Raw genomic sequence first — 26,813 nt, forward strand, 5'->3', positions numbered from 1 at the left:
CACATGATGCAGCCGATCAGCTCCCTGCTCGTCGCCAACCGCGGCGAGATCGCCGTACGGATCTTCCGCACCGCCCGCGCCCTGGGCCTGGCCACCGTCGCCGTCCACTCCGACCCGGACGCCGACGCCCTGCACGTGCGCGACGCCGACGCGGCCGTACGCCTGCCCGGTGCGGCCCCCGCCGACACCTACCTGCGCGGCGACCTGATCATCAAGGCCGCCCTCGCCGCCGGCGCCGACGCCGTCCACCCCGGCTACGGCTTCCTCTCCGAGAACGCCGGCTTCGCCCGCGAGGTCCAGGACTCCGGCCTGACCTGGATCGGCCCGCCGCCCGAGGCCATCGAGGCCATGGCCTCCAAGACCCGGGCCAAGGACCTGATGCGCGCCGCCGGGGTGCCGCTCCTGGACCCCGTCGAGCCGGCCGCCGCCACCTCCGCCGACCTGCCCCTGCTCCTGAAGGCCGCGGCCGGCGGCGGCGGACGCGGGATGCGCGTGGTCCGCGACCTCGCGGGCCTCGAGGAGGCCCTCGACGCGGCCTCCGCCGAAGCCCGCTCGGCCTTCGGCGACGGCGAGGTCTTCGCCGAGCCCTACGTCGAGCGCGGCCGCCACGTCGAGGTGCAGATCCTCGCCGACGCCCACGGCACCGTCTGGGCGCTCGGTACCCGCGACTGCTCCCTCCAGCGCCGCCACCAGAAGGTCATCGAGGAGGCCCCGGCGCCCGGCCTGCCGCGAGCCCTGCGCGAGAACCTCCACGCCGCCGCCGTCGCCGCCGCCCGCGCCGTCTCCTACCGGGGCGCCGGCACCGTCGAGTTCCTCGTCACCCCCGACGGACGCCCGTACTTCCTGGAGATGAACACCCGCCTCCAGGTCGAACACCCCGTCACCGAAGCAGTCTTCGGCCTCGACCTCGTCGCCCTCCAGCTGCGCGTCGCCGAGGGCGAGGCCCTGCCCCCGTCGCCGCCGGAGCCCACCGGCCACGCCGTCGAGGCCCGCCTCTACGCCGAGGACCCGGCCCAGGACTGGCGCCCGCAGACCGGGGCCCTGCACACCCTCGCCGTCCCGGGCGACGTCCGCGTGGACACCGGATTCACCGACGGGGACACGGTCGGCATCCACTACGACCCCATGCTCGCCAAGGTCATCGCCCACGCCCCCACCCGCGCCGAGGCCGTACGGGCCCTCGCCCACGCCCTCGCCGGAGCCCGCATCCACGGGCTCACCACCAACCGCGAGCTCCTCGTACGGTCCCTGCGCCACCCGGAGTTCACCGCCGGGCAGCTCGACACCGGCTTCTACGAGCGCCACCTCCACGCCCTCACCGAGGGGGCACCGGACGCCACCCAGGCGGCCCTCGCCGCCGCACTCGCTGAGGCGGCCCCCGCCCCGGACGCCCCGCTCGCCGCCCGCCTCGGCGGCTGGCGCAACGTCCGCTCCCAGCCGCAGATCCGCCGGTACGCGGTGGCCGGCGCGGAGTACGAGGTCCGCTACCAGGGCGGCCGGCTCGTCGACCACCCCGGTATCCGGGTCCTGGCCGCCACCCCCACCCTCGTCACCCTCGAAATCGAGGGAATCCGGCGGGTGTTCCACGTGAAACGTAATTCGAACAGGGCGGACGCGACCGAGATCTACGTGGATTCCGTGCTCGGCGCCCACACCCTCAACCCCCTCCCCCGGTTCCCCGACCCCCAGGACCGGACCGAACCGGGCTCCCTGCTCGCCTCCATGCCCGGCACCGTCGTCCGCATCGCCGAGGGCCTCGCCCCCGGCAGCCCCGTCACCGCCGGACAGCCCCTGCTCTGGCTGGAGGCCATGAAGATGGAGCACCGCATCCTCGCTCCCGCCTCCGGCACGCTCACCGCGCTCCACGCCGCCACCGGCCAACAGGTCGAATTCGGCGCCCTGCTCGCCGTAGTCCAGGAGGAACCGCAGTCATGAGCTCCGCCACCAGCACCATCGAGACCGAAGAGCACCAGGCCCTGCGCACGGCGGTCGCCGCCCTCGGGCAGCGCTACGGCCGCGAGTACCTCGCCGGCGTCGCCCGCGAAGGCGGCCACCCCGACGAGCTGTGGGCCGACGCCGCGAAGCTCGGCTACCTCGGGGTCAACCTGCCCGAGGAGTATGGCGGCGGGGGCGGCGGCATCGCCGAACTGTCCATCGTCCTGGAGGAACTGGGCGCGGCGGGCTGCCCGCTCCTGATGATGGTCGTCTCGCCCGCCATCTGCGGCACGGTCATCTCCCGCTTCGGCACCGAGGCCCAGAAGCGGGCCTGGCTCCCGGGCCTCGCCGACGGCAGCCGCACCATGGCCTTCGGCATCACCGAACCCGACGCCGGCTCCAACTCCCACCGGATCACGACCACGGCCCGCCGCGACGGCGACGACTGGATCCTCACCGGCCGCAAGGCCTTCATCTCCGGCGTCGACATCGCCGACGCCACCCTCATCGTCGGCCGCACCGAGGACGCCCGGACCGGCAGCCTCAAGCCCTGCCTGTTCATCGTCCCCCGTGACGCCCCCGGCTTCTCCCGCTCGGTCATCGACATGGAACTCCAGGCCGCGGAGAAGCAGTTCGAGCTCGTCCTCGACGAGGTGCGGCTCCCCGCCGACGCGCTCGTCGGCGACGAGGACGCGGGCCTGTTCCAGCTGTTCGCCGGACTCAACCCCGAGCGGATCATGACCGCCGCCTTCGCCATCGGGATGGGCCGTTACGCCCTCGCCAAGGCCGTGGACTACGCGAAGACCCGGCAGGTGTGGAAGGCGCCCATCGGCGCGCACCAGGCCGTGGCCCACCCGCTGGCCGCGGCGCACATCGAGCTCGAACTGGCCCGCCTGATGATGCAGAAGGCTGCCCGCCTGTACGACGCGGGGGACGACATGGGGGCGGGGGAGGCGGCGAACATGGCGAAGTACGCGGCGGGGGAGGCCTGCGTCCACGCGGTGGACCAGGCCGTACACACCCTCGGCGGCAACGGCCTCACCCGCGAGTACGGGCTCGCCTCCCTCATCACCGCCTCCCGCGTGGCCCGGATCGCCCCGGTCAGCCGCGAGATGATCCTCAACTTCATCTCCCACCAAACCCTGGGCCTCCCCAAGTCCTACTGACCGCCCCGCACCCCGCTCCTCAAACGCCGGAGGGGCCGAAGTGCCCGGCCCTGCTCGCACTTGCAGGCTGACGCCGGCCACATCCAGCCCCGCCGGCGATTGAGGCGATCTTTGAGCCCCGCCGGCGTCTGAGGCGTGGGGGTCCCCCGGACGGAATCTGGGGGAGGGTCTGGGGCGGAGCCCCAGGGCTCGGCGGGGCCGGGCTTCGGCGGGGCCGGGGGAGCGACGCCGCAGGCGACCCGCATACCCTCCCCGGGAGGATCCCGGCCAGCACGGATACCCGCACACCCCTCCGGAGGAGACATGGTCCAACCCGTTCACACCGCAACCGCGGCCGGAGTCACCACCCTCACCCTCGACTCCCCGGCCAACCGCAACGCCCTCTCCGCAGAGCTCGTCGCCGCGACCCGCGCTGCCCTCGCCACCGCAGCCGCGGACCCGGCGGTCCGGGCCCTCGTCCTCACGCACACCGGCAACACCTTCTGCTCCGGGGCCGACCTCAAGTCCCCCAGCGCCCCGGCCGACTTCCTCGCCCTGCTCCGCGAGATCGCCGAGCTGTCCAAGCCCGTGCTCGCCCGCGTCACCGGCCACGTCCGGGCCGGCGGCCTCGGGCTGCTCGGCGTCTGCGACATCGCCGCCGCCGGCCCGAAGTCCACCTACGCCTTCACCGAGACCCACCTCGGCCTCGCCCCCGCGGTGATCTCCATGCCGCTGCTCCCGCGCCTGGACCCCCGCGCCGCCGCCCGCTACTTCCTCACCGCCGAGGCCTTCGACGCCGCCGAGGCCGCCCGGATCGGGCTGCTCACCCTGCACGCCGAGGACGTGGACGAGGCCCTGGAGCCCGTACTCGCCGGCCTGCGCAAGGCCTCGCCGCAGGGCCTGGCCGCGACCAAGGCGCTGACCGCCGCCGCCGTGCGCGAGGCCCTGCAGCGCGACGGGGCCCGTCTGACGGAGCTGTCCGGTGAGCTCTTCGCGTCCGCCGAGGCCCGTGAGGGCATCACCGCCCGCTTCGAGCGCCGGGAACCGTCATGGGCACTGTGACCGGCACGACCGGCGCGGCCGGCCCCAAGCAGGCGCGCAGCCGCGTCACCCGCCGCCACCTCCTGGAGGCGGCCGTGTCCTGTCTGGCGGAACACGGCTGGGCCGGTTCCACCGTCGCCGTCGTCGCCGAACGGGCCGGCGTCTCGCGCGGAGCCGCCCAGCACCACTTCCCGACCCGCGAGGACCTGTTCACCGCGGCCGTCGAGTACGTCGCCGAGGAGAGGTCCACGGCCCTGCGCGACCTGTTCCACGCCGGCCCGGCCGCCCGCCCCGTCGTGGTGCAGGCACTCGTGGACCTCTACACGGGCACCCTCTTCCGGGCCGCGCTCCAGCTGTGGGTCGCCGCCTCCAACGAGGAGCAGCTGCGTCCCCGGGTCACCGAACTGGAGGCCCGGGTCGGCCGCGAGACCCACCGCATCGCCGTGGAGCTGCTGGGCGCCGACGAGTCCGCGCCGGGCGTACGGGAGACCGTGCAGGGGCTCCTCGACATGGCTCGCGGCCTGGGCCTGGCCAACGTCCTCACCGACGACACGGCCCGCCGGGCCCGCGTGGTCGCCCAGTGGGCCCGCATCCTCGACGCCGCCCTGCCCTGAGGCCCCGGCCGGGAAGCGGCGGGGGAAACGACAGGGCGCCGCACCCCGGTATCGGGATACGGCGCCCAGCGGTTGCCCGTCTACGCGGTCACGCGGTCACGCGGTCACGCGGTCACGCGGTCGCGGCGATGTCCGCGTAGCCCTCGATCTGCTGCGGGTTGCGCCGGCCCGGCCCCGTGTAGCGGGCCGACGGCCGCACCAGGCGGCCCGTGCGCTTCTGCTCCAGGATGTGCGCCGACCAGCCGGCGGTACGGGCGCAGCTGAACATGGAGGTGAACATGTGCGCCGGGACCTCCGCGAAGTCCAGCATGATCGCGGCCCAGAACTCCACGTTGGTGGCCAGCACCCGGTCGGGGCGGCGCGCGTGCAGCTCCTCCAGTGCGGCCTTCTCCAGCGCGGCGGCCACCTCGTAGCGCGGCGCGTCGAGCTCCTTGGCGGTGCGGCGCAGCACGCGGGCGCGCGGGTCCTCGGCGCGGTAGACGCGGTGTCCGAAGCCCATCAGCCGCTCGCCCTTGTCCAGGGCCTTCTTCACGTACGCCACGGCGTCGCCGGTGCGCTCGATCTCCTCGATCATGCCGAGCACGCGGGAGGGTGCGCCGCCGTGCAGCGGCCCGGACATGGCGCCCACGGCGCCGGAGAGCGCGGCGGCGACGTCCGCGCCGGTCGACGCGATCACCCGCGCGGTGAACGTGGAGGCGTTCATGCCGTGCTCGGCGGCCGAGGTCCAGTACGCGTCGACGGCCTTGACGTGCTTCGGGTCCGGCTCGCCCCGCCAGCGGATCATGAACCGCTCGACCACGGACTCGGCCTTGTCGATCTCCCGCTGCGGCACCATCGGCAGGCCCTGGCCGCGGGCGGACTGGGCGACGTACGACAGCGCCATCACGGCCGCGCGCGCCAGGTCGTCGCGGGCGGTCTGCTCGTCGATGTCCAGCAGTGGCTTCAGACCCCACACGGGGGCGAGCATCGCGAGCGCGGACTGCACGTCGACGCGGATGTCACCGGAGTGGACGGGGATGGGGAAGGGCTCGGCGGCGGGCAGGCCGGGGTTGAAGGCACCGTCGACCAGCAGGCCCCAGACATTGCCGAAGGAGACGTGCCCGACGAGATCCTCGATGTCGACCCCGCGGTAGCGGAGGGAACCGCCTTCCTTATCCGGTTCGGCGATCTCGGTCTCGAACGCGACGACCCCTTCGAGCCCGGGTACGAAGTCGGACATCAGGCGGCTCCTCAGATAGTGCGAACACGCGCGGCTCCCGGCGTGACTCGCGGTCCGGCGCGGTCATCCCCGTTGATGCCCGGCACGGCCGTTGGTCACCCGCGTGGCGACCTTCGGACCGGCCCCAAGATTTTGGCCGCTCCGCCTCGACTGCGGAAGCGTGACATACGGCACACCGTCACCGGCCCGCCTGCGGCAGGATGGCCAGCGTGACCGACCAGGACATTGACCCCGCCACGATGCGCAAGCAGTACCGCTCGGAAATCGTCCTCGAGGAGACCCTCGCCGAGCATCCGATGGACCAGTTCGCCCTGTGGTTCCAGCAGGCCGCGGACTCGCACCTCTTCGAACCGAACGCGATGGTCGTCTCGACGGCCACCCCCGACGGCCGGCCCAGCTCGCGCACGGTGCTGATGAAGCAGTTCGACGGGCGAGGCTTCGTCTTCTTCACCAACTACGCGTCCCGCAAGGGCCGCGAGCTCGCCGAGAACCCGCACGCAGCCCTGCTCTTCCCCTGGCACCCCATCTCGCGCCAGGTGATCGTCACCGGCACCGTGTCCCGCATCGGCCGGGACGAGACGGCGGCGTACTTCCGCTCCCGCCCGCACGGCTCCCAGCTGGGCGCCTGGGCGAGCGAACAGTCCAGCGTGATCGGCTCCCGCGCGGAACTGGACCGCCGCTACGCCGAGCTCGACGCCCGCTACCCGGAGGGCGAGCAGGTCCCGGTCCCGCCGGAATGGGGCGGCCTGCGCGTGGTCCCGGAAGAGGTGGAGTTCTGGCAGGGGCACGAGAACCGCCTGCACGACCGGCTGCGCTACGTCCTGGACGCGGGCAAGTGGCGCGTCGAGCGGCTCTGCCCGTAGCCGCGCGCCGCCGGGCGGGAGGGTTCGGTCAGCGGCCCGCCCGCACGAACCGCTCCCGGGCGGCCGCCCGGGCCCTGCTCACCCCGAGCGGGAGCGGTGAACGCAGGCGACCCGCGGGCTCTGGGTCTCTCTCCTGCAGTGAGAGAAGCCGGCCGGACGTACCGGCGAGCCCGCGGGTCGGGTGACTGCTGTGGATTGGCGCCTGGCGATCCCGCCGGGCACCGCACTGGGTGCGTGCGACGACGGGCGCTTAGCCCGCAGCCACCTCACGCGTCCGGATTTCATACATTTCCGGGATCACCTCCTTTCAGTGTGTGTCTACTCTAGGCAGGCCCGTGCCGTTCGCTCAATCGAATTTCGGCGGCGAATCCGTAGGCGTATCCATCGGCTCTCTGGAGTAGCCGCAAATTCCGGTGGGAGACATCAAAGCGGCTGGTCAACGTGGTGATGCGATGCTGACCACTGGTTCGGACCGCGATGCGTCCCACCCAGCTGCCGGCCCACTTCCCCTGGGGGACGACGGCCGCTACCAGGTCCCCGTTCCAGCGGGTACGCCCGCCCGACCATGCGTGCACCGGCACACCCTGGCCTGCGAGCTCCTTCACGAGCTGGAGCCTGGTGGCGTTCATGGCGGCCACGTCCTGTAGTGGTCTCCTCAGCTGGATGATCACGCGTTCCAGGCGGGCCGGCTGGTCGGAGAGGAACTCTTCGATGGGCGCCGTCCCCTTTGCCTGGTTGCAGGGAACACAGGCGAGGACGAGGTTCGACACCCGGTCCGATCCACCGCGGCTTCGTGGGCGGACGTGTTCGATGTTGAGAGGCACCCCTGTGGCGTCGCAGTAGGTGCAAGATCCCTTCCATTTGGCCAGGAGAAACTCACGGATCTCGGATCCGCCGTGCGTCGACGTGGTGCTTTCAAGTGCGCCGGACGGAATGGCTCCGGCGAATGCGGCCGTGTCGAACGCGACCTGTTCCACGTGGATCTCACGCACCGGTGCGTATCGGCGCAGTCGCATGACAACGGACATGGTCGAGTCGACGCGATGGCGCACAGACGGGGGAAGCCAGCCGTCCGGCCGGGGGCGGTTGTCGTGCCGGGGCGCCCGGTACCGGAGGTTCGCCGAGCGCCTTCGGCGGCGATAGGCGGCGCGTCGCATCATGCCGCCGCGGATCTGTTGCCCCCGGTGCCGGAGTTCGATCGTGATCAGACCCCGGCGGGCGACCGTGGTTCGTCCCTTCGAGCCGACCCGGAGGTGTTCATCCGTGATGGCGACGCCCGTCGCCTTGGAGCCTGGATCAAGGCGCAGCTGTACGCCCCCTACGGCAGAGCCCGCACGGGTCCTGTGCTTGAGCCGGATGGCGAACGGAGCCCGCCGCGCCACGACGGCACGTCCACTGTCGAGTAACTCGCGTGCACGGGCCGGATGGCAGGACATGAGCGGTTCGCCCCCCTTCGCCAGTACGAACACCCGGCTCGCTGCCAGGCGGGGAGCGTCACCGCTCCCGGTCTCTGCCGTCTCCACTGCCGAAGCGGCGGATCGGGCGTGCCGCCGACGTGTCCCGGTGCGGACCGCGCCGATCTCCCCTCGCCCATGTTCCACACCGGTGCCCGGCGTTGTCGCCGGGAGTCCGTGAGCCGATCAAGAGAGGTCACTCGAACGTGTGGTCGTGCGGGTCGTGCTTTCCCGGGCAGTAGGGGAGGCGTACTGATTTCCCTGAATGCAGTGTGGGCTGCGTCACGTTCCAGTTGAATGATCCGACGTGCCGCACACGCGAACACCTGCTGGGGGTGCCAGGTGACTGCTTCCGGACGTAACGAGACCGCAGACGATCTGCTCGCAGCGCTGCTGGACGGGATGGACGCCGCCCTGTGCGCGTTCGACGCCGACGGCGTGATCACCCACTGGAACCGCGAGGCCGAACGGATCCTGGGCTGGTCCGCCGGCGAGGCCGTGGGGCGCAAGGGGTTCGAGGGGTGGGCGGTGCGGGCCGCCGACGCACACGACGTGCAGGACAGACTCATGGCCGCCCAGCACGTGCCCGGCCGGCAGGTGCACGAGTTCGCGCTGCTCACCAAGGACGGCGGGCGCGTCCTCGTACGGACCCAGTCCGCCGGGGTGCCGGGTGCGGACGGAAAACCCGCCGGGGTGTACTGCGCCTTCAGCGAGGTGCACGCGCAGATCGACCTCGAGCGGTCCATCGCGCTGAGCGAGGCCCTGATGGAGGACGCCTCGTGGGGCGTCGTCCTCGTCGACGTCGACCTGCGGCCCGCCGTGGTCAACGCGCACGCCGCGCGCGCCTTCGGGACCGGCCGGACCGCCCTGCTCGGGCGCCCGCTCGGGGAGCTGCTCACCCAGGGCGTGGAGGAACTCGAAGGCGCGCTCCAGCACGTGCTCGCCGAGGGGGCGCCGCCCGCGCCGGTGGAGATGTGGGTGTCGGTGCGGACCGCCGAGGGGGTGCGGCGCAGGTGCTGGCGGTGCGGGTTCCTGCGACTGGCCTCGCCGCTCGCGGAGGAGCCCGTGCCGCTGGGCGTCGGCTGGCTGTTCCAGGACGTCACCCAGGCCCGGCAGGAGCAGCTGGACACCGCGCAGCTGCGGTTCCGGTCCCACCAGCTCCACCGCGCGGGGCGGGCCGCCGCCGAGTGCGAGGACCCGGCGGAGGCGGCCGCCGTACGCCTGGACTTCGCCCTTGCCGGTTTCGCCGAGCACGTGCTGCTGGACGTACTGGATCCCGCGGCCGACCCCGAGCGGCGAAGGCTCGTACGGTCCGCCGCGTCCCCGCCGGCGCTGCCGGGGCCCGGGTCGATCCCGGTCCGGTACGCGGCCGGGCATCCCGCCCTCCAGGCCCTGGACCGGATCGGCTCGGTGCGCACCAGCGCCCCGCGCGGCGAGGCGGACGCGGAGTGGGCGCGGGCCCGGCAGTGGCCCGAGGGCGCGGCGCACGTGCTGTGCACGGTGCTGCGCAGCCGGGGGCGGACCCTGGGGGCGCTGACGTTCGTGCGCGGGCCCACGCGGGCGGCCTTCGAGCGTGCGGACGCGGAGTACGCGGAGGAGGTCGCGGCCCGGGTGGCCGCCGATCTGGACCTGGCGGCGGGCGGGCACCGGCCGGGCTAGTGCCCGCCGCGACCCGGACCGCCCGGTCAGTGGCGGAAGAAGATCCGGTCGCCGTACTCCCGCATCACGCGGCCGTTCCACTCGTGGCCGCCGTCGACGTTGCCCGAGCGCAGCAGCGGCGGCTCCACCCCGCGCGCGGCGAGCTCGCCTGCCGCGGCCGCCATGACCGCCTGCATGATCGCGCTGGTCACGACGGTGGAGGCGGGGGCGAAGGGCGCGTCGATGCCGTCGATGCTGAGCTCGGCGTCCCCGACCGCGATCTTGCTGTCGAGGACGACGTCGCAGTGGTCCTTCAGGAAGCTGCCGGAGACGTGCCGCGACTTGGTCCCGGTCGCGTACGCCACCGAGGTCACGCCGATGACCTTGAGGCCGATGGCGCGGGCGTTCATGGCCATCTCGACGGGCAGGGCGTTGCGCCCGGAGAGGGAGATGATCACGAGGACGTCGCCGTCGGAGGCGGGGCTGCTGTCCAGGACGGCGGCGGCGAGGCCGTCGACCCGTTCCAGGGCGCTGCCCAGGGTCGCGGGCATGACGTCGATGCCGACGGTGCCGGGGACGGCGAGGAAGTTCATCAGGGCCATGCCGCCGGCCCGGTAGACCACGTCCTGGGCGGGCAGCGAGGAGTGCCCGGCGCCGAAGGCGAAGAGCCGGTTGCCGGAGGCGACGGCGTCGGCGATGAGGGAGCCGGCCTCCGCGATGTGCGGGGCCTCCTCGTCCCGCACCCGCTCCAGCAGACCGATGGCGGCGTCGAAGAACTGACCGGCCAGCTTGCTCTCGCTCATACGACGATGGCCCTTCCGGAGGTGGGGGGGTGCGTCCGTGTCCGCCGCTCACCGTGCGGTCTGGACCAAGGGCGTGTCAATACGGACGCCACGAGATGTCCGGGACCGGTCTTGACCGTCGGCACGGGACGGTTGTCGGCCCGATGCGTCAGAATTGGGGGCAGGGCCAGCGCACGCAATCCGAGGGGCACGAATGTCCGGACTGATCGATACCACGGAGATGTATCTCCGCACCATCCTCGAGCTGGAGGAGGAAGGTGTGGTCCCCATGCGCGCCCGTATCGCCGAACGGCTGGACCAGAGCGGCCCGACGGTGAGCCAGACGGTGGCGCGGATGGAGCGGGACGGCCTGGTGGCCGTCGCCAGCGACCGGCACCTGGAGCTGACCGAGGAGGGGCGACGGCTGGCGACGCGGGTGATGCGCAAGCACCGGCTCGCGGAGTGCCTGCTCGTCGACGTCATCGGTCTGGAGTGGGAGCAGGTGCACGCCGAGGCCTGCCGCTGGGAGCACGTGATGAGCGAGGCGGTGGAGCGTCGGGTGCTGGAGCTGCTGCGCCACCCGACCGAATCGCCGTACGGGAACCCGATCCCGGGGCTGGAGGAGCTGGGCGAGAAGGCCGAGGCGGACCCGTTCCTGGAGGACGGCATGGTCAGCCTGTCCGAGCTCGACCCGGGCGCGGAGGGCAAGACCGTGGTAGTCCGCCGGATCGGCGAGCCGATCCAGACGGACGCCCAGCTGATGTACACGCTGCGGCGGGCGGGCGTTCAGCCCGGCTCGGTGGTGAGCGTGACGGAGTCCCCGGGGGGTGTGCTGGTCGGCAGTGGCGGCGAGGCCGCCGAGCTGGACGCGGAGGTCGCCTCCCACGTCTTCGTGGCGAAGCGCTGACCTCGACGACCCGGACGACCTCCACCACTTCGACGCGGGCGATCGCGAGCGCCGGCGTCGATTCGTTGCCGGAGCGGATTCGTTTCGTTGGACTGGTGGGAAGTGGGCGGTCCCGGCGCCTTGCGGCGCCGGGACCGGTCCTCCCCTTGTGACCCGGAGCCCCGAGCTCTCAAGGTCTCCCCTTCGGACCGTCTTCCCCGAGCGGCCCGCCTCCCTGTTGAAAGGATCTCCATCGGCAGCGGCGGCCAATCCTTGAGCAAGGTCACTCGAAAGAGCGGTGTTGTGGGCGAGAACCCTGTTTTCGAATACGGGTTCGATAGTCTGACGGGGAGCGAAGGGGGTGCATCTGCGGTGGTACAGCGCGTCGATGTGACAGGGGCCGGAGGTGTCCGCCTGGCCGCCTGGGAGTTCCGCGATACGGCCGCCGAGGCCGGCCCCCGCCCCGGAGTGCTGTTACTGCACGGGCTGATGGGCCGCGCCTTCCACTGGTCCGGCACCGCCCGCTGGCTCCGCGAGAACCGCCGCGTGGTGGCCCTGGACCAGCGCGGCCACGGGCAGAGCGACCGCCCGCCCGGCGGCCCCTACACACGCGAGGCGTTCGTGGCCGACGCCGAGGCCGCCGTCGAGCAGCTCGGCCTCGCCCCCGTGACCCTCATCGGCCACTCCATGGGCGCCCTCACCGCCTGGCAGCTCGCGGCCCGCCGCCCGGACCTCGTCGAAGCCCTCGTCATCTGCGACATGCGCGCCTCGGCCCTCGGCGCGGCCTCCCAGCAGGAGTGGGAGGACTGGTTCCACCGCTGGCCCCTGCCCTTCCCCACCCAGGACGCGGCCCGCCGCTGGTTCGGCGAGGACGACCCCCGGGTGGAGCGCCCCGACCCCGCCCGCGGTGCCTTCTTCGCCGAGGTCATGCACGAGGCCCCGGACGGCTGGCGCCCCCTCTTCTCCCGCCGCCAGATGCTGACGGCCCGCGAGACCTGGGTCCACGACGCCCACTGGGAGGAGCTGGCCCAGGTCCGCTGCCCCACCCTCGTGGTCCGCGGCCTGGACGGAGAGCTGGGCCGGGCCGAGGCCCAGGAGATGGTCCGCGTCCTCCCGGCCGGCCAGTACGCGGAGATCCCCGACGCCGGCCACTACCTCCACTACGACCAGCCGACGGCCTGGCGCGCGGCCGTGGAGCCCTTCCTGGACGGCATCAAGGCCGAGGCACCGTGACGGGCCCGAGCATCCTGCGCAGCGGGCCAGTGGCCGACTACGCGTACTCGGGCCGGAAGCCGCCCAGCTGATCGGCCACAGCGCTGAGCCAGCTGCCCGTCGAATGAGGTGTCGGCGGGTCGAGTTCCATGCCCAGCTCTGCCACGGCGAGGGCATGTTCCGCCTCGTCCGGCCCGAGAGCGAGCAGCTCGCGGATCTCGCCGATGAGGCGGGTCACGAGGGAGCGGTCCGTCGAGGCGTCGTATGCGCGTACGGCTGCCTCGTGGTCGGCGGGCTGGCCGACGTAGGCGCTGATCACCTGGTTCAGCTCGCCGTAGCGGCGGTCGAAGTCGATGGGCTTCATGGACATCGGGGACGGCCTCTACAGGTAGATCGGGACGGTGGTTGCACGACGAAGCCGTTGGGGGCGACGGGCTCGCGCCGCAGCACCACCCGAGCGGCACGCACGTCCACCGGCCCGCGCCCGGCGAACGCCATGGCCTGGAGCAGGACGCGGCCGACCGGGTCGGGGCGGGAGGGTCACAGAGCTTCAAAGGTCCAGATCATGGCGACTTCGGTGTCGTTGACCGCGATCAGGCCTGCGTCCCAACGGCTTCGGCTGAAGGGAAAGGTCCCGTTGACCGGCTGCTCGTAGAAATCTGGCTGTTCGCCTTCCCAGGCGATGTTGGAGTAGAAGCGGGTGCCGTCGGGAAAGCGTGAGAGCAGTAGCACGGCGCGGCGTTCCATCTCTGGTCGACGCTCCTCGAAGTGCCAGGTCTTCGACGCATTCATGCCGACGAGTGCGATAAGGACCATCAGCGACTTGGCCGAGGACCGCGGGAGTTCATGGACGGAGCGCCGAAACCGCGCCACGTCCGCCGGAGTGCTGGGGGGCTCGATCCAGGCGAACGTCTGGACCTCGCGGTCGACCTCCTCCTCGTACGGATCGAGTGTCGCCCAGCCCCGCGGATCAGTGGTCTCACCGCGCATGATCGCCGCGACGTCGAACCACCATTCCGTGTGATCACGTGGGGCCACGGCCGCCAATGCCCAGCGGTCCTCGTACAGGGCAAGTCCGTTTGCCCAGGCTTTCGCGGTGAGATCGTGCATCATCGGATCCATTATTCGGGCATCGACGTGGCGACGATGAAGGGCGGATTGAGGCTCGCGTCGTACTTGAGGCGCGTGCTCACCCCATGGGCGTCGCGGACGGGGCCGGCCTGGACGCGCTCGTCCTGCTCCCCGCCGGCTGTACCCGGACCGACTGTGCCGGACCCCACGAGTGGAAGCGTTTCTTCCCGCCCCGGGCTGTGACTAAGGTGATGATCACCAGCACGAAACGTCACCGCCGGACGCGAGGCCGGACCACATGCTCACCCAGCTTTCGCAGAGGAACATCCCCATGCTTCGCACTCGTATCGCCAAGGCCGCGGTCGCCGCCGTCGCCGCCCTCGCCCTCGCCGCGCTCATCCCGGCCCTCGCCGGCCAGAACGCCGACGGCGACACCCACGTCACCGCGACCACCGCCTGGGAATAAGCCTGTAGTCGCAGAAAGGGCCGGCCTCCGCTCCCTCTCGGGAGCGGAGGCCGGCCCTTTCGCCGTTCTCAGCCCTTGCTGACCGCCCACAGGATCTCCGGCAGCTTCCGCGCCACCGTCGGGGCCGCCAGCCGCAGGCCCGCCCAGGTGGCCAGCGCGCCCCAGGCCACGCCCACGGGCAGCACGATCCAGGAAACGTCGTGGTGGTCGGCCACGTTGAGCCAGATCGTCAGGACGATCACCGGGGCGCAGACCACCGCCGAGGCCAGCATCCCGCCGAAGATGCCCGACCAGGCGAGCCCGGCCTGGCTCGGGACGACGTTCTTGAAGGCGCCGTCCGACGGGATGGAGTACGGGAAGCGGGCCGAGGCCAGCGCGCCCGTGCAGAGCATCGAGCCCAGCAGGGCCAGGGCCAGGCCCGTGGCCGCCGGGAAGGCACGCCAGTTGCCGACCAGCGCGGCCGTGATCACGGTGACGAGGACCGTGTACGGGACCGTGACGAGGGCCAGCGCGGCGGCGCGGGCGCGCAGTTCCACGTACGCGTCACGCGTGCTGGAGATGGTCTGCGCGACCATCCAGAACGCCGAGGTGTCCTGCCCGAACTGGTTGTACATCTGGACGCCCAGCATGCCCGCGCCGAAGCAGGCGAGGTAGACGGACCCGGTGCCCTGGAGGGCGTTGAAGACCGGGATGATCAGGCCGATCGCCAGGGCGGTCACCCAGGAGGCCTTGGTCTTCGGGTCGCGGACGGCGTAGCGCAGGGTGCGCTGCATGGCCGCGCCCGTCCGGCCGGCGGGCAGCAGGGACCAGAAGCCGCCCGTGCGCCGCTCCTTCGTCGGCCGGGCGGCCGCGATGGTCGAGCCGTCCGGCGTGACCATCAGCTTGGTCAGGCTCCGCTCCCAGAACCACAGGAGGCCGGCGAGGGCGCCGAGGGTCAGGGCCAGCTGGGCGGCCGCCTCCCCGTACGCGCCCTCGCTCGCCGAGTCCACCATGCCGACGGCGGTCGCCGGCGGCAGCCACCGCACCACCGCCTCGGCGGGCTCCAGCGTCGACAAGCCGCCCGCCTGGAACAGGCGCTGGCTGCCGAAGTTGACCAGCTGCCCGCCCACCGCGATCAGCAGGCCGCTGAGCAGGGCCAGGTCACGCCCCTTGCGGCTGGTCAGCAGCCGCACGTTGGCCGTGGCCACCGCCCGCGCGAGGGCCACGCAGCCGAGCAGCAGGAGCGGCGCGGCCACCACCGCGGCCGCCGCCCCGGCGGCGCCGCGCGCGACGGCCACCACCGAGCCGACCGCGAGGCACAGCGTGAACATCGGCCCGATGCCGACCAGCGAGGAGGCGAAGAGGGCCCGTACGAGAGGACGCGGGCGCAGCGGCAGCATGACCAGCCGGCTGGGGTCGAGCGTCTCGTCCCCGGTGGGGAAGAACAGCGGCATGAACGCCCAGGCGAGCGCCAGGATCGCGGCCAGCAGGACGACGACCGTTCCCGCGTGGGCGTTGCCGCGCAGCAGGGCCAGGCCGAGCGTGAGGAAGAAGCCGACGAGCAGGGCGAACGCGAGGGTCGAGAAGTAGGCGGCCTTGCGCTTCGAGGAGCCCTTCAGGCCGTTGCGCAGGAGCGACAGCTTGAGGCGGATGAAGATCGGGGTCAGCGGGACCGTCGCGACGGAGGTGACGGAAGCGGCCGACGGGGCGCCAGTGCCGACAGCGGCACCAGCACCGGCAGTGGCACCGATACCGGCAGTGGCACCGATACCGGTACCGGCCCCCGTGTGCCCCGGGGCGGGGGTGGCGGGCGAGCTCATCGCGCGACCGTCCCGGAGCCGCCGCCGAGCCACTCCAGCGAGTCCCCGGCCGCGTCGCGCCCGTGCGCGCCGACCAGTTCGAGGAAGGCCGCCTGGAGGGAGGGCGCGGAGCCCCGTACGTCGGCCAGCGGGCCCGCGGCGCGGATCCGGCCGGCTGCCATCACGGCCACCCAGTCGCACAGCGACTCGACGAGCTCCATCACGTGGGAGGAGAAGACGACCGTGGCACCGGACGCGGTGTAACGTTCCAGCACCCCGCGGATGGTCTGCGCCGACACCGGGTCGACGCCCTCGAACGGCTCGTCCAGGAACAGCACTTCAGGGTTGTGCAGCAGCGCGGCCGCCAGGCCGATCTTCTTCCGCATGCCCGTCGAGTAGTCCACGACCAGCTTGTGCTGGGAGCCCGCGAGGTCGAGGACCTCCAGCAGCTGCGTCGCCCGCTTGTCGGTCTCCTCGCCCGGCAGCCCCCGCATGCGGCCCATGTAGCCGAGCAGTTCGCGCCCCGACAGCCGCTCGAAGAGCCGCAGTCCCTCGGGCAGCACGCCGATCCGCGCCTTCACCTCGGTGGGGTCCGCCCACACGTCGTGCCCCGCCACGAAGACGCGCCCCATGTCCGGGCGCAGCAGGCCGGTCACCATCGACAAGGTCGTCGTCTTGCCCGCGCCGTTCGGGCCCACCAGACCGATGAACTGGCCCGCGGGCAGCTCCAAGTCGATCCCGGCGACGGCCACCTGCTCGCCGAAGCGCTTCCACAGACCTTCCACCCGCACGGCGGACGGCGCGGTCACCGCGCCACCCGTCCCGTACGCTCCACCCGTCGCATCGCCCTGGTCCGGCATGGGCCTGCCTCTCTTGCGTCCCCGTTGGTCGTTCCTTCCTCACCATAGGAGGAGGGGGAGAGGCCCGAGCAGTTACTTATGTCATGAGTTTCAGGTCATGAACCTCAGGTCAGGCCTGGCGCCGCTTGCGGTCCGCCGCGGCCTCGCTCCCGCACGCGTACGCCAGCGCGTCGATCAGCTCCTCCGTGTCCGGCAGCCAGCGGTTCGCCGGAGTGGGCCGCCGTGCCCACTGGACGGCGCCCCGGCCGCCGAAGCGGGTGGGCGGCGCGGCCACGTACTCGCCCTCGCCGTGCGCGACCAGGTCGATGCCGGTCGGCGACCAGCCCAGCTTCCGTACGAGGTCGGCCATCTTGACCCCGGCGCCCGGCAGGACGAAGAACAGCATCCGGTGGTCGGGGGTGAGGGTGACCGGGCCGAGGGTGCGCTGCATCCGCTCCAGCCGCGCCAGCGCCAGGAATCCGGCCGACTCCGGCACGTCCAGCGCGTCGAACGTCCGGCCCGTCGGCAGCAGGATCGAGGCCTCCGGGTGCTTCGCCCAGACCCGCCGGACCTGGACCGCGCTGCCCGTGGCCTGCGCCGCCCAGTCCTTCACCGCCGGGTGTGCGCCGGGCGCGGGGCAGTCCGCCGCCCCGCAGGAGCACAGCTCCCGGCCGTCGCCGGGCTCCAGCCAGGTGCCGGCGAAGACGTCCCAGTGCCGTTCTTCCGCGTACCGCACGGCATGGTCCAGCAGCAGTTCGCCGCGCTGCTTGGGGATGGGTGCGGTCTTGGTGACTCCGATGGTCTCTTCCACGCCCATCACAACTCCCCGGGTCACCCGGGGTTACGGGCGTAAACCAGCGGGTGGACGGAGCATCGATCCTGCATACGGGGCGCACTGATGCACGCGTGGGGGCGCGTGGGAGGCCGGGGCGCTGGAGTTGGGTAGCGACACGACGCAGAGCGGAAGATTCTCCGCACATCAGGCGGGAAGTGATCATTCCAACGGATCACCCGCGGCCAGCAGGGGGTTTTCATGGCAGCCAGGCCTCTCGTCGCCCGCCAGCCGAACGAACGGTTGCAGGCGCTCATCCAGGAAGCCGGGTGCTCCAACGCCGGGCTCGCCCGGCGCGTGAACATGTGCGGGGCCGAGCACGGCCTCGATCTCCGCTACGACAAGACCTCCGTGGCCCGCTGGCTGCGCGGCCAGCAGCCGCGCGGCCGGGCGCCCGGAATCATCGCCGAGGCGATCGGGCGCAAGCTCGGCCGGACCGTCACCATCGACGAGATCGGCATGGCCAACGGCAAGAACCTCGCCTCCGGGGTCGGCCTGCAGTTCTCGCCGACCGTCATCGGCGCGATCGAGCAGGTCTGCGAGCTGTGGCGCAGCGACGTCGGCCGCCGCGACTTCCTCGCGGGTTCGAGCGTGGCCGCGTCCGCGCTCGTCGAGCCGAGCCGTGACTGGCTGATCACCGGGGCCGACATCCAGGTGGCCCGCAGCGGCGGCTCGCGCGTCGGCATGCCGGACGTCGAGGCGGTACGGGCGACCACCGAGGCGCTCAAGGACCTCGACCACCGCTTCGGCAGCGGGCACGTCCGGCCGGTGGTCGTGCACTACCTCAACTCGGTGGTGTCCGGGCTGATCGGCGGCTCGTACCGGGAGCCGGTGGGGCGGGCGCTGTTCGCCGCCGTGGCCCGGCTGACGGAGCTGGCGGGCTACATGGCGGTGGACACCGGACAGCCCGGTCTGGCACAGCGGTACTACATCCAGGCGCTACGGCTGGCCCAGGCGGCCGGCGACCGGGCGTACGGGGGGTACGTGCTGGCGGCGTCCATGAGCCACCTCACCGCCGAGCTGGGCAACCCGCGGGAGATCGCGCAGCTGGCGCGGGCCGCCCAGGAGGGGACGCGCGGGCAGGTCACCCCGCGCGTCGAGGCCATGTTCTACGCCGCCGAGGCGCGCGGGCACGCGCTGCTCGGGGACACCCGGGCCACGGCGGTGCTGTCGGCGCGGGCGGTCAGCGCACTGGAGCGGGCGGATCCGGAGTCGGGCGACGACCCGGTGTGGATCCGCCACTTCGACGCGGCGTACCTCGCGGACGAGCTGGCGCACTGCCACCGGGACCTGGGCCAGGCGGACGCGGCGGGCAAGCGGGCGGAGGAGGCGCTACGGGGCCTCCCGGCGGGCAAGGCGCGGCGCCGGGCGATCGGGCTGCTGCTGCTGGCGGCGGCGCAGGTGCAGCAGCGGGAGGTGGAACAGGCCTGCCAGACGGCCACGAAGGCGGCGGAACTGCTGGAGGGGCTCCGGTCGAACCGGGGGGCGGAGTACCTGGAGGACTTCCGCACCCGCCTGGAGCCCTACCGGGAGGAGGCGGCGGTACGGGAGTTCGGGGCGCGCCTGGAAGCCAGGGTCGCCTGACGCTCCGGCGCCGCCGCCTTCTTCGGCTTCGCCCGGGCGAATTCAGCCTCGCCGGCGTTTGAGGCGCGGTGGTCCGGGGGCGGCGCCCCCGGCAACGGACCCGCAGCCGGCCCACGGTCCGGTCAAAGATCGGGGCTCCGCCCCGGACCCCGCGCCTCAAACGCCGGCGGGGCTGGATGGTGCCGGGCGGGGCTGGATGGTGCCGGGCGGGGCTGGATGGTGCGGGCGGGGCCGGATGGTGCCGGGCGCGGCTGGAAGGTGCGGCGGGGCTGGGTTTGACGGGTGGTCTCACGGTGGCGGTGCGTGACCGGGTAGCGTGACCGACGGTTCCGTAGGGTCGGGCGAGTCGGAGAAGGAGTCCCGGTGACGCAGAGCGGACAAGGGGGTGCCCCCCAGCCGGGTGCCCCGTGGGGTCCGGACGAGGCGTCCGGGTATCCGGTGTACCCGGAGCAGCCGGGGCCCGCGTACGGGTACCCGCACGTGGCACCGGGGCACGTCGTCGGGCCCGGCTACGAGGGACCGGGGGAGCCGCACGGCTACGGGTACCCGCCGCTGCCCGAGGCCGCCACCCAGTACATTCCGCCCGTGCCGGCGGCCCCCGCGTACGACGAAGGCGCGACGCAGTACATCCCGCCGGTGCCGGCCGCCTCCGCCCACGACGAGGCCGCGACGCAGTACATCCCGCCCGTCCCGGGCGGCCCCGGGCACGACGAGGCCGCCACCCAGTACATTCCGCCCGTCCCGGCGGCCCCCGCGCACGGCGAGGCGGCGACGCAGTACATACCGCCGGTGCCCGCCGACCGCGCCGTCGAGGGGTTTGACGGGTTGTTCCGTGGGGACGACGACTCCGCCGGGCACACCCAGCACCTGCCGCCCGTCCAGGAGCCCGTGCTGCGCCAGCCGCCGCCGCGCCCCTACCCGCCGCGCGCGCAGCGCCCCGTACCCCCCGTACAGCCCCACCCGCAGCAGCAGTACGCCCCCGCCCCGCCCCCGCCGCCGGAGCCACCCCGCCGGATCTCGCCCGCGGTCATCGCCGCCGTGGTCATCGGCCTGGCCGTGGTCGGGCTGGGCGTCGGCTCGCTGCTCAGCGACGGCAAGCCGCAGAACAACGACCCGGGCGCGGTGCCCGCCGCGCCGGCCGCGAGCGGCGCCTCCGCCGCCCCCGGCGGCGAGGCTCCCGTGGACCCGGCCCGCCCGCAGGCCGTCCAGCTGGACAAGCTCCTCGCGGACAGCAACGACAGCCGGGCCTCGGTGATCAAGGCCGTCGAGGACATCAAGAGCTGCAACAACCTCGGCCAGGCGAGCGCCGACCTGCGCGACGCGGCCCGCCAGCGCGAGGAACTCGTCACCCGCCTCCAGGAGCTGAAGGTGGACAAGCTCCCGGACCACGTGAAGCTGTCCGCGGCCCTCACCAAGGCCTGGCAGTCCTCCGCGGACGCCGACGGCAGCTACGCCGCCTGGGCGGACGACGTCGACGAGGACAAGTGCAAGGACGGCAAGGCCAAGGTCACCAAGAACGCCTCCGACGGCAACAGGTCGAGCGGCGAGGCGACGAAGGCCAAGGAGTCCGCCGCGGTCATGTGGAACACGATCGCGGCCAAGTACGGCCTCACCAAGCGCGACAAGTCCCAGCTCTGAGCATCAGGCCGTGCGGGGGGCCTGGACCAGGGTCGGGGTCATGTCCAGGGGCTGCTCGCCGGGCTGCGCCACGAGCCGCCCGGCCTGGACGATCTGGAAGGTGGCCTGGCCGTTGACGATGCGGGGGAAGCCGGCCACGGCCCGCATGTCCTGGTAGCGCCAGCTCAGGTCCGGGGTGAGGCCGCCGGTCTTGACGGGCTGGGCCTCGTTCAGCGACCGCTTGACCATGCGGGCGGTGATCTCCTCGTCCTTCGTGAAGCGCTTCACGATCTCGCTCAGCACGGTGTAGGCGATCCAGGTGGTCTGCACCCCGCTGTCGTCGGGGTCGACGCTGTCGTCGCCGAAGGCGAACTCGGTGACGACGTTCCGCATCGGCGTCCAGACCGGATCGGAGGCCACCGGGTACCAGCTGGTGAGGTACGCGCCCTCGAAGGGGCTCTCCTTGCCGCCCGTGCGGTCCACCAGGGACTGGCTGACACTGCCCAGGACGGAGGAGATCTGCGGCTTCTTGCGCTGGACCTCGGTCCGGCGGAAGGCGTCGAAGAAGGTCTCGGTGCGCTCGCCGAGGACCGCCGTGACGCAGCCCTTCTCCTTTTCCTTGTCCTTCCCCGTGCCGGTGGTGTGGGAGAGGGCCTCCCGGGCCTGCGGTCCGAAGTCGGCGGAGTCCTCGGCGGCCCGGATGTCGGCGGCGTCGGCCATCTTGTTGGCGCGCAGCCCCGCGTTGAGCAGGACCGGCAGGGTGTCACCCGCGAGGGTGTCGGGGCGGACCAGGGCGACCTGGTCGCACGCGCGGCCCAGCTGGTGGCCGGCGCCGGCGATGAGGACGGGCTGGCCGCCGTTGACGGGGTAGGAGAGCGGGGACTGGAACTCCTCGGAGGAGACCCCGTAACCGCCGATGAAGGGGATGCCCTCCGCCTCCAGCGGGGCCATGAAGGCGCGTCCGTGCTGGCTGTACGATCCGACGACCGCGACGGCCTTCTCGGCGACGGCCTTGCGGGCGCAGTCGGCGGCGCCGGTGGGCGTGTTCTTCTCGTTGCAGGTCAGTACGCGCAGTTTGTGACCGTTGATCCCGCCCTTGGAATTCACCCAGCGTTCGTACGCCTTGGCCATGCCGGTCATTCCCGGCATGTTGGTTGCCTTGGTGTCTTCCGGGGCGAAGGTCATGACCGTGATGGTCTCCCCGGAGCCCCCCGAGCCTCCGGGGAGCACCCCGCACCCGGCGACGAGACATGCGCCCATCGCCGTGGCCACGAAGGTGCGGGACAGGGATGTTGCGCGTCGCGAGATGGTCATGTCCATGCACCATTCCGCCCCGCAGGTAACTGTCGAGTGAGATGGACACAACATCCGGTGACGCCCAGGTGAATTACGGGGGCGCCGTCCGCCGCAGGCGCCTGAAGATCGCGTTCAACGGGAACGTACGATCGAAAGCGTGACATTCGCCCAAGGTTCGAAGAACTCTTCCCGCCGCGGCGGCCGCTCCTCCACCATGGGCGGCATGCCCCTCAACGACATGCCGTGGTGGCGCTGGCGCGGCAACGTGCGCTCGGCGCTGCACATGCTCTCCGATCCGGCCTTCCACGAGGACACGTGGCTGACCGGCGCCGAAGGGTACGGAGACGTCACCGACGCCGTGTACCGGCTCGTCGAGGACACCTGGCTCGACAGCTGGTCGGCCGAGAAGTACGTCGGCACGATCTTCCGCGACTCGCAGGAGGCCACCCTCGTCGACCTCGCCGTGCTGCGGGTGCTCCGCATCCTCCACCAGGTCGGGCCCGACGCCCCGGTCTCCGCCTACCTGGAGCACCACGCGTGGCCCGAGGCGGTACGCGCCGCACGCGAGGCGCACGTACGGCTGGCCGAGGCGGACGGGGACGACCCGGACGTCCGGCCGACGTCGCTGGAAATGTTGAGGATCCTCACCCGCGCGGTGTGAAAGGCTGTGCGGTCATGAGCGACCCGCACAATGAGGCCCAGGCCCAGCCCCAGTACGTCTTGACCGTGTCCTGCCCCGACAAGCAGGGCATCGTGCACGCCGTGTCGAGTTACCTCTTCATGACCGGCTGCAACATCGTGGACAGCCAGCAGTTCGGAGACCGGGAAACCGGACTCTTCTTCATGCGGGTGCACTTCGAGGCCGAGCCCGCGGTGACCGTCGAGAAGCTGCGCGCCAGCTTCGCCGCGATCGGCGACTCGTTCAAGATGGACTGGCAGATCCACCGCTCCGAGGAGCGCATGCGGATCATCCTCATGGTGTCGAAGTTCGGCCACTGTCTGAACGACCTGCTGTTCCGCTCGAGCATCGGCGCCCTGCCGGTCGAGATCGCCGCCGTGGTCTCCAACCACACCGACTTCGCCGAACTGGTCAGCTCGTACGACGTCCCGTTCGTGCACATCCCGGTGACGAAGGACACGAAGGCGGCGGCGGAGGCGCAGCTGCTGGAGCTCGTGCGCGCGGAGAACGTCGAGCTGGTGGTGCTGGCGCGGTACATGCAGGTGCTGTCGGACACCCTGTGCAAGGAGCTGAGCGGGCGGATCATCAACATCCACCACTCGTTCCTGCCGAGCTTCAAGGGCGCGAAGCCGTACCACCAGGCGCACGCGCGCGGCGTGAAGCTGATCGGCGCGACCGCGCACTACGTGACGGCGGACCTCGACGAGGGGCCGATCATCGAGCAGGAGGTCGAGCGGGTGGGGCACGAGGTGACCCCGGACCAGCTGGTGGCGGTGGGGCGGGACGTGGAGTGCCAGGCGCTCGCGCGCGCGGTGAAGTGGCACAGCGAGCACCGCGTCCTCCTGAACGGCTCCCGCACGGTCGTCTTCGGCTAACGCCCCCTTCTCGCTCCTGCCGGACGCATCACTCCTGGCCAGGAGCATCTAGCCGGGCCCATCCAGCCTGGCTGCACCCGGTCTGGCCGGGCTGGATGGTGCCGGCGGGGCTGGATGGTGCCGGTGAGGCTGGATGGTGCGGCCAGGCTGGGATGTGCCGGCGCGGCTGAGTGGGCCCGGCAAGGACGAGTCGGACCGGTGGGGGCGGTCGGCCTTGGCATTGACTGCTGGGTTCGCGCTACGCGTCGGGGGCTTCCACCCCGCAGTACGACGCGAAGGCCGACAGGATCTCCTCCTCCGAGATGCGGCCGTCGCCGTCGGCGTCCAGCGCGGCCGCGACCTGCGGAGCCAGGTCCGGCGGGGTGCCCAGGACGCGCAGGACGCGGGCGGCGGCCTGCGGGGTCGCCCCCGCGCCGTCCTCGTCCGCCACCGCGATCACGGCCCGCAGGAACGGCCGCGCGATCTCCGCGAACCGCTCCGGATTGTCGCGCAGCCGCTTCGCCGCCCCGGTGATGAACTCCTCGCGGGACACCCGCTGGTCCCCGTCGACGTCCGCGATCCCGGCCATCCCCTGCCAGAACGCCTCGGCCCCCGCGAAGACGGCCTGGCCCCTGTCCGAGCGGGCTGCGGTGCCGAATTCGGCCAGGACGGCCTTCGCGGCCGCGCTGAAGTCCTCCCGGTCGATATACCCGGACCCGTCCTGGTCGAAGGTGGCGAATCGGGCGGCGATCTTGCGCTCGTATTCTGCGCTGTCCATGTTCGGCGTTCCGCCTTCACGTATGCGGTGGGGTTCAGTTCAAGACAAGGCAGGAGCGTAAGGCCTACGTGGCCTGCGCGTTAAGCGAAGTGGTCAAGGAGGCTGCCGCATCGAACCCGCGCACGGGGAGCGCGGTGGGGCGCGTACACCTGTCCCCATGTGTCGTCGGCCGTACCACCGTTCACGCCCTGCCACGCCCCTATCACGGAGGGCTCACTTCCAGGGGGAGGTTCTCCCAAAACGGGCGCGATCCGCCATGTGCCCACTACATTCGTTGCGTCGACACACGGCTGGGGGCACTTATGCCGAAGGACGTACCACCGCGCTGGGACCGCCGCATGCAGCAACGCCTGGCCCGCGGCGAGGCCGCCGCGCTCGGAGAGCTGTACGACCGCTTCGCCTCGCTCGTGCACAGCCTGGCGCACCGGGTGCTCGGCGACGAGAAGGCGGCGGACCGGATCACCCGCGAGGTCTTCGGCTACATCTGGGAGAACCCGGACGCCTACGACCCCAAGCAGGGCTCCATGCGCTCCTGGGTCGCCCGGATCACCCAGGGCCAGGCGGTGGCCCGGCTGCGCCAGGCCGAGCTGGGCCGGGGCTCCCGCGAGGAGCTGGAGCAGAAGGTGCGCAGTGCCAACGCGGCCGCCCGCGCGGACTACATCGTCACCTCCATGCCCGCGCCCCTGCGCGCCGCGCTCGAACTCGCGTACTTCAAGCGGCGCGACTACCGACAGGCCGCCGCCGACCTGCAGATCAGCGAGGACGAGGCGCGGCGCCGGCTGCGGCTCGGCCTGCAGCTGCTGTCGACCGCCAACGCCCTCCCGCAGGAGGACACCGCCCAGTCCGGATACGGAACACCCCGATGAACGGCCCTGCCGAGTCGCCCGACGACGGATACGAGCGTCCCGGCGGCCAGCCGCGGATACCGGGTCCGCGCGGAGCCGCCGACGACCTGGAGCCGGGGTACGCGCCGCAGCCGCCGCGCATGCCGCGGCCGCTCCCGGAGCCCGTACCCGAATCCTTCCCGGAGCCGGAACCCGTGCCGCCGCCCTCGCACGCCGTACTGAAGTCCCTGCTCGGCGCGTGGGCTCTGGCGGCCTGCTCCACCGAGGAGACCCAGGCGGTCGAGGACCACCTCACCGAGTGCGCACCCTGCGCGGAGGAGGCGTTGCGGCTGCGCGACGCGGTGGGACTGCTGCACCCCGAGGAGACCCTGGACCTCAAACCGCTGCTGCGCTCGCGCGTCCTGGAGGACTGCCTGGGCAAGCGGCCGGCGCGCATCCCGGTGCCGGTGTGGGCGAGCCCGTACGACACGGAGACCGCGCGGCTCGACGCGCTGCTCCAGGACTTCGGCGACTCGGAGTGGCACACCCCGGTGCGGCTGAAGTGGTTCGAGGAGGAGCGGCGCCGCTCGCAGCGGACCACGGTGGCCGGGGTGATCGGGCACCTGATGACGGTGGACGGGCTGCTCGCCAACGCGCTGGGGCTGGACGACCCGTTGGGTCCGGACGCACCGAAGGGCGGTCCGACCGCGCGGACGGAGCACTTCTGGAACGCCTCGGCGTACCCGACGACGCGGCAGGTCCGCGAGCCCTGGCGGGAGCAGGGGCACACGCTGGTGCGCACGGTGTCCTTCGCGGGCCGGGGCGTCGCCGAGCTGTCCGTGGACTACGGGAGTTTCGCGCTGCCGCTCGGGGACGCGTTCCTGGAGCGGGCCTTCGAGTGCTGGGTGCACGCGTGGGACATCGCGGAGGCGGTGGACTACCCGTACGAGCCGCCGTCGGGGCCGCACCTGCACCGGATGATCGACCTGGCGGCGCGGCTCCTGCCGGGCGCGCTGGCGCAGCGGCGGCGCGCGGGCCTGGCGGCTCCGGCGCGGGGCCTGGTCGCGGCGGGCGCGCCGGGGCGGACCCTGCACCTGGAGATCGAGGGCGCGGGTGGCGGCGGGTGGGACGTCGCACTGGACTCGCCGGGGGCGAAGCCGTCGCCGGAGCGCACGGTGGCGGAGATCGCCCTGGACGGCATCGAGTTCTGCCAGCTGGCGGCCGGTCACATCTCTCCCCAGGACGCGGCGGTGGGCCAGCACGGCGACCGCGAGGCCATCCGCGACGTCCTGTTCGCGGCGGCGTCCCTGAGCCGGCTGTAGCGTTCACCTTCAGTTCATTGCAATGAGCCGCGGGCTGTAGGACCCTGACCGCCGCGCTGAACTACGCCGACGACGCCGCGTTGT

The 26,813-nt window shown here is 72.4% G+C and carries 26 protein-coding genes; 15 read left to right on the top strand and 11 right to left on the bottom strand.

Features of this window, described 5'->3' with window-relative positions; genetic code table 11:
* Positions 1–3: 3 nt before the first annotated feature.
* The 4 genes from RIU97_RS22990 to RIU97_RS23005 all read left to right on the top strand — a co-directional run bounded on the left by RIU97_RS22990 (position 4) and on the right by RIU97_RS23005 (position 4,735).
* Positions 4–1,935, top strand: coding sequence for an acetyl/propionyl/methylcrotonyl-CoA carboxylase subunit alpha (locus tag RIU97_RS22990; protein WP_404959466.1), 1,932 nt, complete (start codon positions 4–6; stop codon positions 1,933–1,935).
* A complete protein-coding gene (locus tag RIU97_RS22995) occupies positions 1,932–3,101 on the top strand; it encodes an acyl-CoA dehydrogenase family protein (RefSeq protein WP_404959467.1) in 1,170 nt (389 codons plus the stop codon). The genes RIU97_RS22990 and RIU97_RS22995 overlap by 4 nt, the downstream gene beginning before the upstream one ends.
* A gap of 303 nt (positions 3,102–3,404) precedes the next feature.
* Entirely contained in the window at positions 3,405–4,142 is a 738-nt protein-coding gene (locus RIU97_RS23000; RefSeq protein ID WP_404959468.1) for an enoyl-CoA hydratase family protein, read from the top strand.
* Positions 4,130–4,735, top strand: coding sequence for a TetR/AcrR family transcriptional regulator (locus tag RIU97_RS23005; protein ID WP_404959469.1), 606 nt, complete (start codon positions 4,130–4,132; stop codon positions 4,733–4,735). The genes RIU97_RS23000 and RIU97_RS23005 overlap by 13 nt, the downstream gene beginning before the upstream one ends.
* A gap of 112 nt (positions 4,736–4,847) precedes the next feature.
* Here RIU97_RS23005 and RIU97_RS23010 read toward each other — a convergent pair whose 3' ends face one another.
* Positions 4,848–5,954 (bottom strand): citrate synthase 2, encoded by a 1,107-nt coding sequence (locus RIU97_RS23010; protein WP_404959470.1) that lies wholly within the window; start codon positions 5,952–5,954, stop codon positions 4,848–4,850.
* Positions 5,955–6,154: 200 nt separating this feature from the next.
* On the opposite strand from RIU97_RS23010, the gene pdxH reads away from it, so the two are divergent.
* Entirely contained in the window at positions 6,155–6,817 is a 663-nt protein-coding gene (gene pdxH / locus RIU97_RS23015; protein WP_404959471.1) for a pyridoxamine 5'-phosphate oxidase, read from the top strand.
* 323 nt (positions 6,818–7,140) lie between these two features.
* Here the strand turns inward: pdxH and iscB are convergent, their stop codons facing one another.
* Complete coding sequence (iscB, locus tag RIU97_RS23020) at positions 7,141–8,340, bottom strand: RNA-guided endonuclease IscB (RefSeq protein ID WP_404959472.1); 1,200 nt, start codon at positions 8,338–8,340, stop codon at positions 7,141–7,143.
* 273 nt (positions 8,341–8,613) lie between these two features.
* On the opposite strand from iscB, the gene RIU97_RS23025 reads away from it, so the two are divergent.
* Positions 8,614–9,930, top strand: coding sequence for a PAS domain-containing protein (locus RIU97_RS23025; protein ID WP_404959473.1), 1,317 nt, complete (start codon positions 8,614–8,616; stop codon positions 9,928–9,930).
* Between the two features lie 26 nt (positions 9,931–9,956).
* Here the strand turns inward: RIU97_RS23025 and RIU97_RS23030 are convergent, their stop codons facing one another.
* Positions 9,957–10,712, bottom strand: a complete 756-nt coding sequence (locus RIU97_RS23030; RefSeq protein ID WP_404959474.1) for an SIS domain-containing protein — start codon at positions 10,710–10,712, stop codon at positions 9,957–9,959.
* Between the two features lie 193 nt (positions 10,713–10,905).
* Between RIU97_RS23030 and RIU97_RS23035 the strand changes: the two genes are divergently transcribed.
* On the top strand, positions 10,906–11,598 hold the full coding sequence (locus tag RIU97_RS23035; RefSeq protein WP_319726830.1) for a metal-dependent transcriptional regulator: 693 nt from the start codon (positions 10,906–10,908) through the stop codon (positions 11,596–11,598).
* Between the two features lie 351 nt (positions 11,599–11,949).
* Complete coding sequence (locus tag RIU97_RS23040) at positions 11,950–12,810, top strand: alpha/beta fold hydrolase (RefSeq protein WP_404959475.1); 861 nt, start codon at positions 11,950–11,952, stop codon at positions 12,808–12,810.
* Positions 12,811–12,847: 37 nt separating this feature from the next.
* Here the strand turns inward: RIU97_RS23040 and RIU97_RS23045 are convergent, their stop codons facing one another.
* From RIU97_RS23045 to RIU97_RS23055, 3 genes are all read right to left on the bottom strand, one after another.
* A complete protein-coding gene (locus RIU97_RS23045; RefSeq protein ID WP_404959476.1) occupies positions 12,848–13,159 on the bottom strand; it encodes a contact-dependent growth inhibition system immunity protein in 312 nt (103 codons plus the stop codon).
* Positions 13,160–13,329: 170 nt separating this feature from the next.
* Positions 13,330–13,902: a hypothetical protein gene (locus tag RIU97_RS23050; RefSeq protein ID WP_404959477.1), complete on the bottom strand. Its 573-nt coding sequence runs from the start codon at positions 13,900–13,902 to the stop codon at positions 13,330–13,332.
* A gap of 8 nt (positions 13,903–13,910) precedes the next feature.
* Positions 13,911–14,069 (bottom strand): hypothetical protein, encoded by a 159-nt coding sequence (locus RIU97_RS23055; RefSeq protein WP_404959478.1) that lies wholly within the window; start codon positions 14,067–14,069, stop codon positions 13,911–13,913.
* 122 nt (positions 14,070–14,191) lie between these two features.
* Here RIU97_RS23055 and RIU97_RS23060 point away from each other — a divergent pair, with 122 nt between their 5' ends.
* The gene (locus tag RIU97_RS23060; RefSeq protein ID WP_404959479.1) at positions 14,192–14,326 is read left to right on the top strand and encodes a hypothetical protein; all 135 of its coding nucleotides are present in this window, start codon (positions 14,192–14,194) and stop codon (positions 14,324–14,326) included.
* 68 nt (positions 14,327–14,394) lie between these two features.
* On the opposite strand, the gene RIU97_RS23065 is transcribed toward RIU97_RS23060, so the two are convergent.
* The 3 genes from RIU97_RS23065 to RIU97_RS23075 all read right to left on the bottom strand — a co-directional run bounded on the left by RIU97_RS23065 (position 14,395) and on the right by RIU97_RS23075 (position 17,760).
* Entirely contained in the window at positions 14,395–16,125 is a 1,731-nt protein-coding gene (locus tag RIU97_RS23065) for a transporter (RefSeq protein ID WP_404959480.1), read from the bottom strand.
* Entirely contained in the window at positions 16,122–16,964 is an 843-nt protein-coding gene (locus tag RIU97_RS23070; RefSeq protein WP_404959481.1) for an ABC transporter ATP-binding protein, read from the bottom strand. Before RIU97_RS23070 ends, RIU97_RS23065 begins: the two co-directional genes overlap by 4 nt.
* Before the next feature lie 109 nt (positions 16,965–17,073).
* Positions 17,074–17,760: a bifunctional DNA primase/polymerase gene (locus RIU97_RS23075; RefSeq protein WP_404959482.1), complete on the bottom strand. Its 687-nt coding sequence runs from the start codon at positions 17,758–17,760 to the stop codon at positions 17,074–17,076.
* 216 nt (positions 17,761–17,976) lie between these two features.
* Here RIU97_RS23075 and RIU97_RS23080 point away from each other — a divergent pair, with 216 nt between their 5' ends.
* Positions 17,977–19,359, top strand: coding sequence for a transcriptional regulator (locus RIU97_RS23080; RefSeq protein WP_404959483.1), 1,383 nt, complete (start codon positions 17,977–17,979; stop codon positions 19,357–19,359).
* A 363-nt stretch (positions 19,360–19,722) separates the two neighbouring features.
* The gene (locus RIU97_RS23085; RefSeq protein ID WP_404959484.1) at positions 19,723–20,997 is read left to right on the top strand and encodes a hypothetical protein; all 1,275 of its coding nucleotides are present in this window, start codon (positions 19,723–19,725) and stop codon (positions 20,995–20,997) included.
* A gap of 3 nt (positions 20,998–21,000) precedes the next feature.
* On the opposite strand, the gene RIU97_RS23090 is transcribed toward RIU97_RS23085, so the two are convergent.
* Complete coding sequence (locus RIU97_RS23090) at positions 21,001–22,290, bottom strand: ABC transporter substrate-binding protein (RefSeq protein ID WP_404959485.1); 1,290 nt, start codon at positions 22,288–22,290, stop codon at positions 21,001–21,003.
* A 196-nt stretch (positions 22,291–22,486) separates the two neighbouring features.
* On the opposite strand from RIU97_RS23090, the gene RIU97_RS23095 reads away from it, so the two are divergent.
* On the top strand, positions 22,487–22,933 hold the full coding sequence (locus RIU97_RS23095) for a hypothetical protein (RefSeq protein WP_404962907.1): 447 nt from the start codon (positions 22,487–22,489) through the stop codon (positions 22,931–22,933).
* A gap of 14 nt (positions 22,934–22,947) precedes the next feature.
* Positions 22,948–23,826 (top strand): formyltetrahydrofolate deformylase, encoded by an 879-nt coding sequence (gene purU, locus RIU97_RS23100; protein ID WP_404959486.1) that lies wholly within the window; start codon positions 22,948–22,950, stop codon positions 23,824–23,826.
* A 238-nt stretch (positions 23,827–24,064) separates the two neighbouring features.
* Here purU and RIU97_RS23105 read toward each other — a convergent pair whose 3' ends face one another.
* Positions 24,065–24,583 (bottom strand): EF-hand domain-containing protein, encoded by a 519-nt coding sequence (locus tag RIU97_RS23105; RefSeq protein WP_404959487.1) that lies wholly within the window; start codon positions 24,581–24,583, stop codon positions 24,065–24,067.
* 302 nt (positions 24,584–24,885) lie between these two features.
* Between RIU97_RS23105 and RIU97_RS23110 the strand changes: the two genes are divergently transcribed.
* On the top strand, positions 24,886–25,449 hold the full coding sequence (locus RIU97_RS23110; protein ID WP_361771257.1) for a sigma-70 family RNA polymerase sigma factor: 564 nt from the start codon (positions 24,886–24,888) through the stop codon (positions 25,447–25,449).
* Positions 25,446–26,729 (top strand): maleylpyruvate isomerase N-terminal domain-containing protein, encoded by a 1,284-nt coding sequence (locus tag RIU97_RS23115; RefSeq protein WP_404959488.1) that lies wholly within the window; start codon positions 25,446–25,448, stop codon positions 26,727–26,729. The genes RIU97_RS23110 and RIU97_RS23115 overlap by 4 nt, the downstream gene beginning before the upstream one ends.
* The last annotated feature ends 84 nt before the right edge of the window (positions 26,730–26,813 follow it).

This window comes from Streptomyces sp. 147326, from assembly GCF_045000215.1.
GTDB lineage: Bacteria > Actinomycetota > Actinomycetes > Streptomycetales > Streptomycetaceae > Streptomyces.